14 protein-coding genes and 2 pseudogenes are annotated in these 16,035 nt (G+C 69.1%); 6 read left to right on the top strand and 10 right to left on the bottom strand.

The window, feature by feature from the left end; all coding sequences use genetic code 11:
• Window positions 1–189: 189 nt before the first annotated feature.
• Window positions 190–609 (bottom strand): MarR family winged helix-turn-helix transcriptional regulator, encoded by a 420-nt coding sequence (locus BU204_RS10725; protein ID WP_075125483.1) that lies wholly within the window; start codon window positions 607–609, stop codon window positions 190–192.
• 106 nt (window positions 610–715) lie between these two features.
• Between BU204_RS10725 and BU204_RS10720 the strand changes: the two genes are divergently transcribed.
• Window positions 716–1,501 (top strand): SDR family NAD(P)-dependent oxidoreductase, encoded by a 786-nt coding sequence (locus tag BU204_RS10720; protein WP_198942825.1) that lies wholly within the window; start codon window positions 716–718, stop codon window positions 1,499–1,501.
• 280 nt (window positions 1,502–1,781) lie between these two features.
• Here the strand turns inward: BU204_RS10720 and BU204_RS42240 are convergent.
• The 3 genes and pseudogenes from BU204_RS42240 to BU204_RS10705 form a co-directional block, all read right to left on the bottom strand.
• Window positions 1,782–2,221 (bottom strand): annotated as a pseudogene (locus BU204_RS42240) (transposase).
• Window positions 2,182–2,475 (bottom strand): IS5/IS1182 family transposase, encoded by a 294-nt coding sequence (locus BU204_RS42235; RefSeq protein WP_075125463.1) that lies wholly within the window; start codon window positions 2,473–2,475, stop codon window positions 2,182–2,184. Before BU204_RS42235 ends, BU204_RS42240 begins: the two are co-directional and overlap by 40 nt.
• Before the next feature lie 290 nt (window positions 2,476–2,765).
• Window positions 2,766–2,948: a hypothetical protein gene (locus tag BU204_RS10705; protein ID WP_075125462.1), complete on the bottom strand. Its 183-nt coding sequence runs from the start codon at window positions 2,946–2,948 to the stop codon at window positions 2,766–2,768.
• Between the two features lie 14 nt (window positions 2,949–2,962).
• Here BU204_RS10705 and BU204_RS10700 point away from each other — a divergent pair, with 14 nt between their 5' ends.
• Both BU204_RS10700 and BU204_RS10695 read left to right on the top strand, forming a co-directional pair.
• Window positions 2,963–3,736: a hypothetical protein gene (locus tag BU204_RS10700; protein WP_075125461.1), complete on the top strand. Its 774-nt coding sequence runs from the start codon at window positions 2,963–2,965 to the stop codon at window positions 3,734–3,736.
• Window positions 3,733–4,758, top strand: a complete 1,026-nt coding sequence (locus BU204_RS10695; RefSeq protein WP_075125460.1) for a hypothetical protein — start codon at window positions 3,733–3,735, stop codon at window positions 4,756–4,758. Before BU204_RS10700 ends, BU204_RS10695 begins: the two co-directional genes overlap by 4 nt.
• Before the next feature lie 253 nt (window positions 4,759–5,011).
• Here the strand turns inward: BU204_RS10695 and BU204_RS39995 are convergent, their stop codons facing one another.
• Window positions 5,012–5,158, bottom strand: coding sequence for a hypothetical protein (locus BU204_RS39995; protein WP_158073438.1), 147 nt, complete (start codon window positions 5,156–5,158; stop codon window positions 5,012–5,014).
• Window positions 5,159–5,345: 187 nt separating this feature from the next.
• Between BU204_RS39995 and BU204_RS10690 the strand changes: the two genes are divergently transcribed.
• Window positions 5,346–6,350 carry an SMP-30/gluconolactonase/LRE family protein gene (locus tag BU204_RS10690; RefSeq protein ID WP_233160004.1) on the top strand — a complete coding sequence of 335 codons (1,005 nt, stop codon included), beginning with the start codon at window positions 5,346–5,348 and terminating at the stop codon, window positions 6,348–6,350.
• A 689-nt stretch (window positions 6,351–7,039) separates the two neighbouring features.
• Window positions 7,040–7,434 (top strand): annotated as a pseudogene (locus BU204_RS10685) (aldehyde dehydrogenase family protein); the annotation flags it as partial.
• Between the two features lie 113 nt (window positions 7,435–7,547).
• On the opposite strand, the gene BU204_RS10680 reads toward BU204_RS10685, so the two are convergent.
• The 3 genes from BU204_RS10680 to BU204_RS10665 form a co-directional block, all read right to left on the bottom strand.
• A complete protein-coding gene (locus BU204_RS10680; protein ID WP_075125458.1) occupies window positions 7,548–8,018 on the bottom strand; it encodes a hypothetical protein in 471 nt (156 codons plus the stop codon).
• A 1,178-nt stretch (window positions 8,019–9,196) separates the two neighbouring features.
• Window positions 9,197–10,897, bottom strand: coding sequence for a DEAD/DEAH box helicase (locus BU204_RS10670; RefSeq protein WP_075125456.1), 1,701 nt, complete (start codon window positions 10,895–10,897; stop codon window positions 9,197–9,199).
• A 634-nt stretch (window positions 10,898–11,531) separates the two neighbouring features.
• Entirely contained in the window at window positions 11,532–11,888 is a 357-nt protein-coding gene (locus tag BU204_RS10665; RefSeq protein ID WP_075125455.1) for an HPF/RaiA family ribosome-associated protein, read from the bottom strand.
• A gap of 242 nt (window positions 11,889–12,130) precedes the next feature.
• Between BU204_RS10665 and BU204_RS10660 the strand changes: the two genes are divergently transcribed.
• Complete coding sequence (locus BU204_RS10660) at window positions 12,131–13,012, top strand: oxygenase MpaB family protein (RefSeq protein WP_075125481.1); 882 nt, start codon at window positions 12,131–12,133, stop codon at window positions 13,010–13,012.
• Between the two features lie 512 nt (window positions 13,013–13,524).
• On the opposite strand, the gene BU204_RS42230 is transcribed toward BU204_RS10660, so the two are convergent.
• The gene (locus BU204_RS42230) at window positions 13,525–13,656 is read right to left on the bottom strand and encodes a SitI3 family protein (RefSeq protein ID WP_408608000.1); all 132 of its coding nucleotides are present in this window, start codon (window positions 13,654–13,656) and stop codon (window positions 13,525–13,527) included.
• Window positions 13,657–13,930: 274 nt separating this feature from the next.
• Window positions 13,931–16,003 carry a glycoside hydrolase family 36 protein gene (locus BU204_RS10655; protein ID WP_075125454.1) on the bottom strand — a complete coding sequence of 691 codons (2,073 nt, stop codon included), beginning with the start codon at window positions 16,001–16,003 and terminating at the stop codon, window positions 13,931–13,933.
• Window positions 16,004–16,035 lie beyond the last annotated feature (32 nt).

The raw sequence follows: 16,035 nt of genomic DNA, 5'->3' as shown, positions 1-16,035 counted from the left end.
GCCTGAGGCGGCCGGCCGTTGATCAGAGGCGGCGCCGTGGGCTCTGGACACGTTGAAGAAGGTTCAGGATCGACCAAGCCCAATGACTCCGGGAGGCAAGCTCGACTTGTTGATCTCGGATCGGCGCCGCGGGCGGCGGCCGGCTACGGCGGGGCGCTCGGTCTCCTTGGGAACTCGACGTTGCGCTGGCTAGGTCCGCCCGAACGCGCTGGTCAACAGGGCGGTGAGTTGCTGTTGCTGAGCGCTCGTCAACATGGCCAGCGGCGACTGTGCCATCGCAGCCTGAGTGACCTGCTCGCGTACCTGGCGGCCCCTGACTGTCAGGGTGAGGACGCGGGATCGGCGATCGTGCGGGTCAACGGTCCGTTCGATCAGGCCTCGTTCGATGAGCTGGTTCGTGATGAAGGTGAGGTTCGAGGCATTGCAGTAGAGCCGTTCGGCCATGACCTTCATCGAGGGGGGCGGCGCGCCAGGGTCGATCAACCACAGCGCCTGGAAGGTCGCCGCAGTCAGGTCGTGTTCCGCCAGGGTGGATCTGGCTGCCTCGACGGTCTGCATCCAGGCGTGGTAGGTCGCGGCGACCGCCGCCGCGAGCTCTCGTGCGGTCATGCACTCCATCTTATGCTTCGAGAGTTGAAGGATCTGCTACAGTCTCCAGTACTTTAACACTTGAAGCTTTTGGAGCGGCTGGATGTATGACGGAAAAGTTGCCCTGGTGACCGGTGCCTCCCGAGGGCTGGGACGGGCCTTCGCCCTCGATCTGGCTCAACGTGGGGCGCGGCTTGTCCTGCTGGCCCGCTCGGCAGGGACCTTGCGCCAGGTCGCGGAAGAGATTCGGGAGCGGACCGGCGGAGCGGCCCCGCAGGTGATCGTGGCCGATCTTGCCACGCCGGACGGTCCGAAGCAGGCGGTTCGTGAGCTCAAGGCTCTCGGCGTCCCTCTGGATCTGTTGGTCAACAATGCCGCCATCGGTACCCAGGGATCCTTCCTCGCCCGGGACTTGGAGCCGCAGCTGCGCGCGGTCGCGGTCAACGCGGGCGGCATGCTCGCGTTGACCCATCCGATCGCGGCCGACATGGTCGCACGTGGCTCCGGCGGCATCATCGTCGTCACCTCGGGCGCGGCCTTCTCACCCATGGGCTATCTGGCCAGCTACGGCGCGACCAAGGCTTTCCAGCTGTATTTCACCGAGGCGCTGGCGGAGGAGCTGCGCGGCACCGGGATCCAGGTCATGGGCGCGCATGTGAGCAATATGGACACCACCTTCGGAGAAGGCCCGACCGCCGCGGTCGATCCGAAGGCCGACCAACCCTCCGACGTCGCTGCGCGCGTTCTCGACGACTTCGCCCGTGGGCGTGCCGCGTCCTACCCGGGTAGCTTCATGAATCGCGTCCTGACGTGGCCGTCGCGGGTGTTGCCAAGGGTCACGGTTGCACGCGTCGCGACCGCGTACGCCCGCAAGCGCGGACTCGACAAGGTCGTCGAGGTGGGCGCCTCGTAGACGGCAGGGGGGACTGAACGCGCCCACGCTCGATCAACGTGGACGGGAACCGGTGAAGAACGCATCCTGGCCGTGGCAATGACGCTGGCCCACGGTAGCCGTCCCGGACAGGTCCGCGAGCGACGGAATCCGAAGGTTCACCCGGCTGCATGTACGGACCCACAACTGCTACCAAGAGCTGCCCACCGACACCCTGGTTCCGATGCCTTTGCGGGCGATCCGGACCCGGATGCCCTGCTCGGCGACCCAGGTTCGCAGGTTGCGGTCGTCATAAGAGTTCCTAACAGAGTCGTGCGATGTGTCGCCAGGTGATGATGCAGGTGGCGAGGCCGAGGAGGGCTTCGTGGATGTCGTCGCGGCGTTCCCAGCGGATGCGTAGGCGTTTCATGCCGTGGTACCAGGCCACGGTGCGTTCGACGACCCACCGGTGCTTGCCCAGGCCCGACCCGTGGGGTGGCCGCGGCGCGCGATGCGGGGTCGGATGCCTTTGGCGCGTACTTTCTTGCGGTACTTGTCGTGATCGTAGGCTCGGTCGCCATACAACTCGTCCGGGCGCTGACGGGGCCGTCCGCAGCGGCCACGAACGGGTGGGATGGCCTCGTTCAACGCTTCGAGTTCGGTGACGTCGTTGCGGTTGCCGCCGGTCAACGACACCGACAGCGGGATACCGGCGCCCTCGGTCAGGACGTGGTGCTTCGAGCCCGGACGGGCGCGATCCACCGGGCTCGGACCGCTTTTGGGCCACGGCGGGCCGCTCGGACGTGTGAGGAGTCGATGACCGCTCGGGACCAGTCCAGCTTCCCGGCGCCGTGCAACTCGGCCAGCAACACCTCGTGCAACCGCTGCCAGACCCCGGCCCGGTTCCACTCCTCCAACCGCCGCCAGCAGGTCATCCCCGACCCGAAACCCAACTCCTGCGGCAAGAACTCCCACTGGATCCCGGTATGCAGCACGAACAAGATCCCGCACAACATTCGCGATGACGTCTCCTCTCGACGCGCTTGAACGGTTGAACGCGGCGCGGCAGGCGTTGGCCGATATCGGGGTTACGGTCACTGACCTCCTGGACGAGGGACATGTCGATCAGACCCTGACGTTGGCCGAGTACCTGCCGACAGTGATCGAGGCCGCCGACTCGGGTGCGAACCGCACCTACGGCACGTACTGGGCGCGCATGGCCACCCTCTGGGGAGACCGCCGCCTGAACGAGCTGCGCGCCAGCGACATCGAAACCATGAAGAACACCGCCGCCGCCTCAGCTCGATCACGACGCACCAGCCGCCAAGGTCGGCACGCCGGCGAACACGAAGCTGCACGCGCTGATCAAGAAGATCGCGGCCGAGAACGTCGAACTGGCGATCCGGGCCGGCTCGGTGGTCAATCTCGAAGCCGTGGAGGCGGAGAAGGACGAAGCCGCGAAGCAGGTGATGCTGATGGAACCGATCATGGCGGTCTTCGACGGTGGCGAGCTGTCCGAGCGATTCACCCCACATCATCAGCTTCTACAGCAACGTACTGGGCCCCGATCTCCTCGATCCGAAGCAGTTCCGGGACACTGTGACGGGCTGGGTCATCGCGGTGGACCTGGAGCAGCTGACGATCCTGGCGAAAGCCGTGCAGACCCCCGGGAGCGAGGTCTGGGACGCCATGACCCCCAAGCGGGAAGGATCAGACGTCGAGTTCCAGGCAGAGGCGAGAATCAAACGGGGCGCGAGCGTGAGCAGGAAGGTCGGCCTGCGGGCCGACCAACTCGGGCTGCCGATGAGCCCTCGCGAAGTGGCGCAGCAGCGGACGCTCCAGAAAAACTGGGACCAGGCCCTGCACAAACTGAAGTGGGAAGCTGGATCCAAGGACTGGCGGATCAGGAAGGGCGGCGAGTTCGCAACGGACGAGCGGGGCAGAAGGGCAAAGGAGTGGGCGCGGCAGATGCAGGCGCTCGGCATCCCGCTCGCCGCGGGCCCGTCCGGAACCACCAACGCGATGATGAACGTGGCGGTGGTGTTCCGGGCCGACCTGCACGACGCCAGGCTGGCCTGCATCGGCTTCCTGCCCGGCTACCGGCGCCACTCGCTGGTCGAGATCCTGGCTGCCGCTGAGCCGTTCGGCCCCACATACGACAAGAGCCGGAGGATGTACCGGAACATCAAGCCGCTCGACGAAGCGGAGTTGCGCTCCTACGGCGACGGCAAGTTCCCCGACGAGGCGAAAGCACCGGGGAAGGGCAGCGCCGAGTGACGAGAAAGTGCCGCCCCCAACCGCAACTGGTCGGAGCGGACTACTGGCTGCCGGTCGAAGCCTTCGAAGTCGGCTGGGCCGTCGCGGTCGGCTGCAACAACCTGCGCTGCCCGGACTGCGGGGAGGCGGTGCGGTCGGACGGGCAGCCGGGCCGCACGGTCCGCCGCTACTGGTGCGCCTGCCAGCAGCACCTGGAGACCTGGACCCACTGGGTCGGCGGCGAGCCGGAGGACCTGTACCCGGAAAAACTTCGCTGGTACTGCGCCGGTCATCCGAACCTGACGCTGCCGGTGGTTCTGGACGGCGTGCGGCTGGACGCCGGGACCGACTGGGGCGCGGTCGCCGCCGCCGCCGTGCTGGAGGAGCCGTTCCACCCGCCCGGCATCGACCTCCGCCAGGCGTGGCTGGTCCGGCTGTACCACCTGCTTTCCCGGGAACGGGCGGCGGCACTGAGCACGGCGATCACCGAGCTGTTGTACGCCACCGATCCACGCCTGGTCACGGGCGCTCTCGACTTCTTCACCACCGAGCGGAAGGCGCCCGGCGCGGAACGCATCGCCGCCATGGTGACCGCACGCCGGGACTGGTTTGCGGAGACCCCCCACCCGAGCACACCGTCCGTGTCGCTGCTCGACGACGCGGTGCTCGTACTGCACACCCGTCTCCTGGCTACCGACCGGGCCGCCGACCGGCCCGCGCTGGCCCTGGCCAAGGAGTTGGCGCTGGCGGGCGTCGGCCCGTACGACACCGCGGGCACGCTGCTCGATCACGATCCGAAGTGGCTCTGGACCAATGCAAGCGCGCTGGTCCAGGCCAATCCGGAATGGGCGGACAGGATCGCCTACCTGGCCACACAACAACGCGCCTCGACGCGACCCGGGCTACTGCGCGACCTGGCCACCGTCGCCCCGGCCGCGGCCCGTAAGGCCGTCACGGAACGGATCCCCGAGCCGGAACGCCAGCAGCTACTCGACCTGCTTCCTGGGGGCGACGCGGAAGCCGACCTGAACGAAACCGACTGACCAGGCGCCTCGGTTACCGGCCGGGGGCAGCATTCCTTCGAGTTCCTCGACGCCGGCCCACCACTGGTGTACGTCGGCTTCGGCAGCGTGGCCGACCCCGCATCCCGCCGGGCAGCGCGCGACCTGCGCAGCAACGGCACCTGCGTGAACTCCTCCGCCGACTCGATTTCCGATGTGCCGGCCGGCGAGAACGCACAATCGACGTCAACGAGTGCGCGGCGCTGTACTACAACCGCGTCAACGGAGTCTCGGCTCAGATGGCGCTGATCCTCGCCGCCATCCGCCGCGACGACGGCACGACCACGAGGGCGAGGACTGCCACGGGGGTGCGCTGGTTCTGTTCCACCAGCACGCCGTCGTAGCACGCTGACCGGCACATCGGGAACGAGGAGAACGCCATGCTTTCCTCGTCGACGAGGTGTCGTTGACGAGGACTGACCGGCGCTGGCCGGCTCGCGGTCACGGAATGCGCCAGACTTATCACGCGCTGTCACATCGTGGGTTCCCATTGCACGCCGCGTTCGATATCATCGCACTGGGAGCGCTCCCAAACAGCTCCAGCAATCTCGACGAGGAGGATACGTGCAGTGAAACCGCGAACGGCAGCCGTGGCTGTGGCCGTCCTCGCCGTGGCGGGTCTCGCTCTCCCCGACGCCTCCGCCTCGGTGGCCGACGGACCCTGCCCCGGCGGCCCCTTCGGCAGTCCGCTGCCCTCCCCCGCCCTGACCGCGACCAAGGTCGGCGGCGGGTTCAACTTCCTGGAAGGCCCGACCTGGGACGCCGCGACACAGACCCTCTTGATGTCCAACATGTACGACGGCACCGGCGCCCAGAACGTTCAGCCCGCCGACATCCTGCGGTACACCCCGGCGACGAACACCTTCACCACGGTCATCAGGAACGCGGGCAGCAACGGACTGGCGATCAGCGCGGACGGTACTTCCGTCGTCGCGGCGACCCACGACCAGCGGAGCGTGTCCTCGTACGACCTCGCGACCGGCACGCGGACGACGATCGCGGCCACCTACCAGGGGCGCTTGTTCAACTCGCCCAATGACGTCACCGTGGCCGCCAACGGAACGGTCTACTTCACCGACCCCAACTTCCAGCGCGGGAACCGTCCGGACCAGATGTCGGGCAGGACCGGCGTGTTCCGCGTCACCAACGGTGTGGTCACACTGATCGACGACACGATCCGCCAGCCGAACGGGATCGAGCTGTCCCCGGACGGCCGGACGCTCTATGTCGGCGGAAACGCCTCGGGCAGGATCTACCGGTATCCCGTCAACGCGGACGGCAGCACGGGCCCGCGTAGCGACTTCACACCACTCGGCGGCACCGACGGCGGCACGATCGACTGCGCTGGCAACGTCTACCAGACGACCTTCGGCGACGGGAAGGTCCACGTGTTCTCCCCGGACGGCCAGTCCCTCGGCACGATCTCAGCGGGCCGCAACGCCACCAACCTCGCGTTCGGCGGCCCGGACCGCCGCACTCTGTACATCACGTCGGGAACGCCGTCCAGCGGCGGCAACACCGGGAACTTCGGGCTCTACACCGTTCACCTGAACGTGCCCGGCTGGCCGTACTGACCGCGTCGGCGTGGCGGGCGAGAAACTCAGAAGATGTGACGGCGCCGAGCGGGGGGCACGACCGCGACAATTCCCGCCCCTGCCACGCACAATCCGGCGCACAACGAGGGAATTCGGGGAGACTCGCACTCGCCAGGCGTTGGATCCGACGGCCGACGGTCAGTACAACGACGGGATGGGTGTGGTGGCCATCCCGCCGGGCACCACTCTCCAGTTCTACTCCGACGCCGGGCAGGTGCTCCGCATCGGCAACATCGAGCAGGCATTCGCGCAACTGCAGGCGCCGTGGCCCGCCATGGACTCGGAGAACGTCACCTACAACCTGCGCCTGACCGCGGAGACCGAGGCAGGCCACCGTCGCCGAGTGGGCGCGGGTGACCGCGGGTTCGGGACACGAACTCCACACCCCGGGCGAGGACGGCCTGCCGGACCCGCTCATGGTGTGCGACGGCACCACGGCCACCTGCCCACCGATTCCAGGGAGAACCGCCCCCACACCTGCACGGGGCTCCTGGGACGCTTCACGGGAGACCTGCGCTGGCTCGCCTGTACGGGCATGGCCGAACCGGCGGCCCAGGAACTGGCAGACATCGCCCGCGGCGACACCCCGTCGGCCGTGTTCATCAACAACAACCCGGACAGCTGGAGCGAGCACACCGCGAGGCTCGTGACGGAGCTGAAAACGGGCCGGGGCGGAACTGGTGTTGGGCGGCCACCGGATCGACTGCCCGGGGTTCTACTACCCGGCGACGGTGCTCACGGGGGTGCCGAGGGACAGCGCCCTGGCCACCGAGGAGGTGTTCGGTCCCGTGGCCCCGATCATCCCGATCGCCGGGGACGACGCGGTCGCGGTCGCCAATGCCACAGAGCTGGGGCTGGCGGTCTACGTCTACACCCGCGATCTGTCCCGCGGTCTCCGCGTCGCGGAACGGCTGGAGGTCGGCATGGTCGGTCTCAACCGGGGGTGGTGTCCGACCCTGCCGCGCCGTTCGGCGGCGTCAAGCAGTCCGGTCTCGGCCGCGAGGGCGGCTTCGACGGAATCGACGAGTACCTCGACACCACCTACATCGCGACGACCTGGTGACCTGACCGGCGGCGCCGCCGGGGAGGACTTCCGCTCCCCGCCGTGGTGCGATCAGAACTACAGTTGAAGGCGTAGGGATAATACGCGAGTCCGTCCTCGGACACGCACACTATTCACCCGCATGGAAATCTCCGCGGTGAGCGCCTCCGGCTCATAGAGGACCTGCAGGTCCGCCCCTGCGTACAGCTCCGCGAGCCCCTCCCCTGACACATCCTGAGCTTGGCCGCGACATCGCCGAGCATGTCGATCCCCGCGTATACCTCGGCCTCGTCCATGAGGTCCGACGCTGGCGCGTTGATGATCTCTGCTTGGGCCGCTGCCCGCTCGGCCTGAGCCGCGTTGATCACCTCCACCAGCGCCGTCGCGTCCACCCCAGCAGCGATCGCCGCCTGGAACCTCCTCAACCGCGACTCGGCATCGGAGAGCCGCTTACACGCGGCCTCTCCCCCGTCCCGCTTCCGTCTCGCCCCGTCCCGGGACGCCACGAGCGCGGCCACCGTACGGTCCAGGTTGTCACGGTCAAACAGCTCCCCGAACCAGCTGTTCACCGCGTCCCGAATCGTGCTCTCCCGCAGATACACCACCGGCGGATGATCAGCCAACACCGGGTGTACGCACTGCGCGATTCGGAGAAGTCCGATGAGTGATGCCCGTGAGCGCGACAAGCTCCTCCAAAGCCGACTGGTGGTGCCGTTTGGTCCGCACGATCCCAGTCGCTTCAATCTGTCAGTTGTCCCGACAGAAACGGCGGACGTGGCAGTAGCCGATGACCACCTGTGGGAACGCCTCGGCGAGTGCTCCCATGAGTCGCAGGCCTTCGCCGACCGCATCGGATCGCTTCGCTCGAAGGAGATCAAATCTCGCACGTACTCACCATCGTCACCACCGACATCGACCCCGCCCCCGACGACCGGTCAGTCCCGAAACGACCCATCCTCGCGGTAACGGTGACGACGGAGAGTGTGACCGCACTGCGGACAGTTGCGCATGAACAGCTTGGGAAACCACACCCACCAGACCAGCAACAGGCCACGCATGCCCCTAACCACCTTCGACATGGTGCATGTCCTGCAGTCCCGACACCCCACCGCGTCTTCCCCTCCCCCTCGGCTCCCACTGCCATCGAACATAGCCGATCACCAGATAGTCGGTTCCGCCGCGGAACACCGTGTGTCGAACCGATGAGGCGGGTAGACCAGCTGATGCGGCGGTGTCTCGACTAGCCCTGAGTGGCAACCAGAGTGCCCAGGCCCCGGGCTGAGCTCGCCGAGCGCACCGCGCCGCGTTCCTCAACCCCGCTGCTCGCCGAGGCCGACAGCCTCACGCCCGGCGAGCGTCACGCACTGGCACGCCAAGTGCTCGTTTCGGCATCGGTCACAGCCGCGGGCCACAACCCCGGGATGGGGCGCCCGTCCGACGCGAGCCGGCAGGGCCGGCCCTTGTATCTCTGGTCTAACTAGGATGTTGGCATCGCCGAGGCGGCTGACCGCGCCGTGCCGCAGCTGATGCAGCTCCAGCCCCGTCGGCGTGTTCGCCGAGCAGGACCCGGGCGCGGTCGTGGCCCAGAGGGGCCGGTCGGTCTCCGGGCAGATGTCCTTCGGGTCGGTGGCCGCCCGCCGGTGCGGGCTGGTACTCCGATGGCGCCGCGGCGACCTGCTCCGGCGACAGCACCCGCGCAGGCTTCGACTCCCGCCTACCTGGACTCACAGGATCAGATGTCATCACTCACCGTGCCCAATCCCGCCGGTCCGCGGGCGATCGGTCAGTCGCGGCGCGATTTCGCGCGGGGGAAGGACTGGTAGCGCTCCCGCCGAACGGTCGTCCGCCGCCCCTTGATGCTGACCCCGCGGAGCGCGGCCACCACCTCGTCGGCGGCGGTCTCCGGTACCTCGACCAGCGAGAAGCGGTCGGCGATCTCGATGCCGCCGATGTCGCGGCCGGTCAGCCGCGACTCCCCGGCGATCGCGCCGACCAGGTCCTGCGGCCGCACGCCCGCGGCACGCCCGGTCCCGACGAACAACCGGGTCATGCCCTCACGCACAGCCCTGCCGCGATCCTTCTCGCGGCCGGCGGACACCCGGCGGCCGGTGCGTTCGTCCGAGGGCGGGGCGACCTCGGGGATGTCCTCCTCGTCGACGGCGGCGCCGCTCGCCTCGTGCGCCAGCTTCACGGCCGCGAGCGCCACCTCCATGATGTCGAACTCCTCGGCGAGCAGCTCCACCACCGCGCGGAAGCGGTCCAGGTTGTCCTCGAGGAGGCTCTCCCGGAGCGCGGCGCGGGTCAGCTCCAGCCGGCGGGAGCGCAGGTCGGCGACGGTGGGCAGCTTCTCGACGGGAATCCGCCTGCCGGTCACCCGCTCGATCGTCTTGATCATCCGGTGCTCCCGGGGCTCGGCGAGGGTGATGGCGACACCCTCCCGGCCCGCTCGACCGACCCGCCCGACCCGATGCACATAGGACTCCGGCGCGTTCGGCACGTCGTAGTTCACGACGTGGGTGAGTTGCTCGATGTCCAGCCCCCTGGCGGCCAGGTCGGTCGCCACGACGAGGTCGAGCGTGCCCGCCCGCAGCCGTCCGACCACCCGGTCGCGCTGCTGCTGGTCCAACCCTCCGTGCAGTCCTTCCGCGCGGTAGCCACGCCCGTTCAACGCCTCGGTCAGCTGGTCGACCGCCTCGCGGGTGCGGCAGAACACGACAGCGGCCGTCGGCGCCTCGATGTCCAGCACCCGCCCGAGCGCGGCCGGCTTGTGCCCGCGTGGAACGACGTACGCGCTCTGCCGCACCAGCGCGACCTCGTCCTTCGTGGACTCGGACCGGCCGAGCTCGATCCGAGCCGGATCACGCAGGTGGCGGCGCACCATCCCGTTGATCCTGGCCGGCATCGTCGCCGAGAACAGCAGGGTCTGCCGGTTCTCGGGGGTGTCCTGGAGGATCGCCTCGATGTCCTCGGCGAACCCCATGTCGAGCATCTCGTCCGCCTCGTCCAGCACCACCATCTCCAGGCCGGTCAGGCGCAACGTCCCCCTGGCGATGTGGTCGAGCGCTCGGCCCGGGGTCGCTACCACCACGTCCACGCCCCGGCTGAGCGACCCGAGCTGGCGGCCGATCGGCTGCCCGCCGTAGACGGGGACGACCCGCGCACCCAGGTCGTGGCCGTAGCGGTGCATCGCCTCGGAGACCTGGATCGCCAGCTCCCGCGTCGGCACCAGCACCAACGCGAACGGCTCGGCCTCCCGACGTGGCCAGGGAATCCGCTGCAGCACGGGAAGCGCGAAGGCCGCCGTCTTGCCGGTGCCGGTCGCGGCCTGCCCGACGAGGTCACGGCCGGTCAGCAGGGACGGGATGGCGAGGCGCTGGATGGGCGTCGGCTCCTCGTAACCGAGGCGGGACAGCGCCCGCACGAGCTCGGGCCGCAGCGCGAGCTCGGCGAACCCGCTCCCGTCCTGCTCGGTGTTCGCGGTCATAGTCGTCCTCCTCCGGGTCCCGGCTGCGGCAACACCCGGTGGATCAGCATCGTCATGCGCCCACCCACGATCACGCGGGGGGCGTACTACTACCAGCACCCGCCCGGCCTGGCCGGGCGTGAGCACACGTCCGGGACAGACCTCGTCACCGGCGGGATCGCGGTCGGCGGCATCGCCAACCGGAACGACCTGCACGAATGCTACCCGCCTCAGCGACCCAGTCCTCTGCCCGGCGCCCGGGCCGGCGCCGTTGTCGACGGCGGCCCCACCGTGCACGAACCTCCCGCGAGCGAGAAACGTGCCGTCATCGCAGGCGGACGTTGGCGCATCTACGGCGCACTGCGGTGCTCAGGGGTTCCAGACACCGGTACTGACGAAGGACGAGAAGGACCACGTCCCCCGGTTTCAAAACTGACGCACAACTCCGCACCGCCTCGGACCGAACTACTGCTCAAGATCGAATCCACGGCAACCCATGCGCGAGCAGTGCGCAATCAGTGCGGAACTGATCACGCAGACCCGGACTGGCGACCCGAACCGGTGTCGTTCGCGTGGCGCAGGCGAGTGGCGTCAGCGCCGGCAAACGGGCATCCGTCCACCCGCACGGCGCGCCGTACCCGTTCCCAGGCCCCTCTCAGGTCGGCTCGTCGGGGGGAGGCATGCGGCGGACGGTGTCGCCGCCCTTGTGGTCGTGCGCGCGGGAGTACTTGCTGTCCAGCACCTTCGCCAGCTTGGCGACCGCGCCGCTGTAGGCGTCGTCCACCGATCCGGCACGGTGGGTGACCGCGACTGCCTGCGCGCCCGCCGGTCGCGCCTCGATCACGCAGCGCTTGTCCTCGCCATGACCCGTCCCGTCCTCGCTGATGTGTACTTCCACCCGGGTTAGCCACCCGTCGAACCGGGACAGCTCGGACGTCAGGTCCGTCGTCACGTAGGCGGCGAGGCCCTCGCCGCCGTGGACCCTGTGGTCGGTGTTGACCTGGATCTGCATTCGTCATCCTCCCTGGGTCGGACGTGTTGATCATCGTCGATACCCTCCCCACGGTCGGCCCAAACCGGCGTGGGTTCCAGGCGGCGCACCGACCAGCCTCGTCGCGTCCGTTCCGCTCGGTGACCACACCGGGCAGGGCCGGCCAGTCGACGGTACGCGGGCTGTCGCGCCACTCGGGAGCGCGACCCGCCCGCCCGGCGACCGCGAGAAGGCCGGAGTGCCGTCGAGCGGTGGAGGTCGCCGTGGGCGAGTATGAACTGGTGACGAAGATCCGCGAAGCTCTCGGGCGGAGTCTGTTCGCCCGAGTCGCCGGGCCCGACGGGCCGGTGAACCGGGCCCGGATCCACGAGACGCCGGGGCCGCGCTGGTTCGGGCCGGACAGCCCGATACGGCTCGTGCACGGGGACGCCGCGATGTTTGTCGGCGGGTTGCGCGCGTTGCTGCTGCAGTCGCTGCATCCGCTGGCGATGGCGGCCGTCGCCGGTCACTCCGGGTATCGGGGCGATCCGTGGGGGCGACTGCAGCGGACCAGCACGTTCCTCGCCGAGACCACGTTCGGCACGGCCGAACACGCCCAGTCCGCCGTCGACCGGGTGCGTGCGATCCACCACCGGGTCCGCGGCCGGGCCGAGGACGGCACGCCCTACCGCGCCGACGACCCACACCTGCTCGAGTGGGTACACATCGCCGAGGTCGACAGCTTCCTCCGCGCTTACCAGCGCTACGGCGCGGGCCGGCTCGATGACTCGACGGCCGACGGGTACGTCGCCGACGCCGCGAGGGTCGCCATGGCGCTGGGGGTTCCCGACCCACCGAGAACCCGGGCCGAGCTCGCCGACCGGCTCGCCGCCTACCGTCCCGAGCTGCACGGCACCGCCGCGGCGCGCGAGACCGCGAGGTTCCTGCTGCTCAATCCACCCCTACCGCTGGCGGCGCGACCGCCCTACGCGGTGCTGGCGGCGTCGGCCGTGGCCCTGCTGCCGAGATGGGGGCGCCGCCCACTGCGACTGCCCTACCTCCCACTGGTGGAACGAACCGGTGTGACGATCGCGGGCCGAGGCCTGGTGAGCGCGATCCGCTGGGCGATGACGCCGCCGACCATCACCCGCCAGGTGGAGACCTGATCGACGGGGTGGAAATCGCCGCTGGCTGCGGGTCCTGCTCACCCACCCCGCCTCGCTGGTCTTCGTCGACGAGCCGACCAGGGCTTCACCTACCTCGGTCTGTTCGTCGACCCGCAGCCTGACGTGGATCGGACCGAGGCGCAGCTCGGGAGGGCCGACCGGCGCGAGCCACTGATACCGGACTCGCGCAACGACGAGAGCCTCGTAGTCGCGTAAACGCACCTTGCGTTTATCCGCTTCCACAACTCCGTCGTCTCGGAGCTGGCGCTCAAGGGCCTGAGCGGACAGCGGCGGCACTACCAGTGGCTGCTGCGCGCCGAATTCCTGCCGCGCATCGTGGGCGCGGCGGTGGTGCGGGACGTTGCTCGCCCCCGGCAGGCGGTCTCGAGGCGCCGGGTCGCGGCCGGGGGCACTCCGGGTAGCCGCTGAAGTTCGCGGTGGCCGTAGGCAGCGAACCGAGATGCGATCAACGAGGACTGGTCCCGAACCAACACCGCGTCCCTCCCCCAGCATCACCGCACTCCAGACTCCCCCGCGAACTCCAGCAACGCGTCCCCGGGAAACGCCTCCAAAACCGCGACAACCAGGCGCAACATATCCTTCTTCTGATTGATCGGGTCGGCGAACTTGTCAAAGCGAAACAGTGGGGGAAGTTCTGTCGGAGGCTGTCAGCATCGGCGTTGCTGGGGCCGGTCCTCGCCAGCAACGCATCCAGGCGACGGACCACCTGGTGGAAGTGGGTCTCGAACCGTTCCAGAACAACGTCCAAAACGGCCTCGACGAACTCCTCGAAATCGGCGTCGCCCGGACGGGGAGCATCCAACGCCGAGCGGTGCGCCACGACCGAGGTGGCCGCCGAGCGCGTGGACCGCTGACGGCCGAGGTGCCCTGGCACGCCGGGCACCTCGGCGTAGCCAGTCAGCCGATCGGCTCGGCCACGACGAGCTGGAACCGCTCGAAGCTCAGCCGCACCGTGTCGTGGCGGGCGTCGACGACGCCGAGCGGGGCGCCGGTGAACGGGTCGGTCAGGCGGTACCGGCCGCGCTCCAGACCGCGCAGCTCGACCTCGCCGTCCCACCGGTCGGCGTAGAACGCGTAGTGCAGGGTCCTGCCCTTCGCGACGACGTGCGCTTCCGGCTTGTCGAACCCGATGTCGTACAGCTCGCCCCGATACTCGCCGGTGGACAGCATGTTCTCCTTGTACAGGCCCACCCACCTGCGCCAGAGCACCTCCCGCTCCGGGGTGAGCACGTACGGGTCCTCCGGCGAGGCCGCCGGGTAGGTGAACTTGGTCGACAGCACCGCGCCCACGCCGTAGCTCGACGCGAAGTCATCGCCGCCATCGCTCAGTTCCACGTGGTCGCCCGCATAGCTGCTGCCCCGGCCCATCAACGCCTTCATCGTCTTGCCCTTGGTGCGGACCTGGTAGGACGACAGCGGGTCCGAGGCCGGGTACTGGTCGACGTAGGGCAGGTTGTGGAACGCGAAGGCCGTGCCGCACGGGCACAGTTCGACGACCGCGTCGCGGTTCGCCTTGTGCACCGCGTCGTACACCCGCTGCCAGAAGCGGGCCGCGCCTTCGGTCGACTCCTCCGGCCGGGCGTGGCCGTGTGCCGGGTTGTGGCAGGGGACGACGGCGTTCAGGTGCTGGCCGTCGATCTTGAGCCCTTCGTAACCCCAGTCGCGGATGAACTTCCGCGCCTGCGCGACGAAGTAGTCCACAGTGGGCTCGTACGCCGGGCACAGCGTGTAGGCGTCCCACCAGGTGACGTCCTGCTTGTCGCCGTTCTCGTCCAGCAGCAGCATGTCGGGGCGCTCGGCGAACAGGTTGCTCCCGGGATCCGCCGCGAGCGGCGCCCACCACAGGCGCGGCCGCAGTCCCGCATCCCGGATCTGCTTGGTGAAGGCCCGCATGTCCGCCTCGCCGCGCGGGAACTTCTCCGTGTTGATGTCCCAGTCGCCCTCGTTGGTCTGCCAGCCGTCGTCGAGCACCGCCCACTCGAGACCGACGTCGGCCACCTTCGGCAGCGTCCCCACGATCTGGTCGACGGTGAAGCCGCGTTCGTAACCCCAGGCGCACCAGATGGGTTCGACCGCGGCGCGCGGTGTCCTGGGAGCCTGCTGGCCGATGTCGGCCATGTAGTCCCGGTAGCGCTGCAGCGGCACGAAGTGGTCGCGCGGGTGGGCGGTCAGGAACGTGGTGTCGGTGGCGAGCCGCTGCCCCGGCTCCAACGCCCGGGCGACGTCACCCTCGATGGCGATGCTCGCGCCGCCTGCCGTCCTGCGCACGGGCATGCGCAGGATCCTCGCCACCGGCTCGACGTGTCCGACGGACAGGCCGGCGCCCCGGCGCCAGACGGTCGCCAGCGGTGTGCCGCCGCCGTAGTCGGAGGAGACCATCCCCAGCGAGTTCTCCTGGGCGAAACCGTCCGTCATCGGCTGCACCCAGTCCCTACGGTCCTCGTGGGTGGTGCCGGAGAAGGTGTGGAAACCGCCCGGCGCGGCCAGGAGTTCGTGAGCGCAGTTGCGCCACCCGGTCACGTTCAGCACGGAACGGGAGCGGTTGGTGTAGGTCACCTTCATGACGACCATCCCGGCGAGGCGCCGGAAGGAGGTCAGCTCGACCGTCTTCCGCACGCCTTCCCGGGCGTCGCCCTCGATCGTCACCCGGACGCCCGCGCCGTGCCGGGGGTGCCACGTCTCGTGGGTCCGGTGGCCGCGGTAGGCGAACCTGTCGATGGCCCGGTCGCCGAGCAGCAGCGCCTCACCGGCGTCGAACCGGGTGATGTCGTTGCCCTGCAGGGCAACCCGGCTGCGCAGCTCGTCGTCGAACTCCACGGTGATGGACGTGTCGCCGACCCCGACGAGGTGGGGGCCGCGGTTCGGGGTGGCGGCCGCAGGTCCGGCGCCGCCGGTCAGCGCGGGAACGGCGGCCAGGCCTGCGCCTCCCAGTGCCACCTTCAGTACGGTGCGCCGCTTCATGTCGGCCATGTCGGACTCTCCTTCGTTGGAGGTGTGCTGGC

Source organism: Actinophytocola xanthii (assembly GCF_001921205.1).
GTDB lineage: Bacteria > Actinomycetota > Actinomycetes > Mycobacteriales > Pseudonocardiaceae > Actinophytocola > Actinophytocola xanthii.
This window is presented reverse-complemented; position numbering and strand designations above follow the sequence as displayed.

What these genes read in the sequence shown, in the direction of transcription:
- BU204_RS10725 (WP_075125483.1), bottom strand. Translation starts at nt 609, where the DNA reads ATGACCGCACGAGAGCTCGCGGCGGCGGTCGCCGCGACCTACCACGCC.
- BU204_RS42235 (WP_075125463.1), bottom strand. Translation starts at nt 2,475, where the DNA reads ATGTTGTGCGGGATCTTGTTCGTGCTGCATACCGGGATCCAGTGGGAG.
- BU204_RS10705 (WP_075125462.1), bottom strand. Translation starts at nt 2,948, where the DNA reads ATGATCGGTTCCATCAGCATCACCTGCTTCGCGGCTTCGTCCTTCTCC.
- BU204_RS39995 (WP_158073438.1), bottom strand. Translation starts at nt 5,158, where the DNA reads ATGGCGTTCTCCTCGTTCCCGATGTGCCGGTCAGCGTGCTACGACGGC.
- BU204_RS10670 (WP_075125456.1), bottom strand. Translation starts at nt 10,897, where the DNA reads ATGACCGCGAACACCGAGCAGGACGGGAGCGGGTTCGCCGAGCTCGCG.
- BU204_RS10665 (WP_075125455.1), bottom strand. Translation starts at nt 11,888, where the DNA reads ATGCAGATCCAGGTCAACACCGACCACAGGGTCCACGGCGGCGAGGGC.
- BU204_RS10655 (WP_075125454.1), bottom strand. Translation starts at nt 16,003, where the DNA reads ATGGCCGACATGAAGCGGCGCACCGTACTGAAGGTGGCACTGGGAGGC.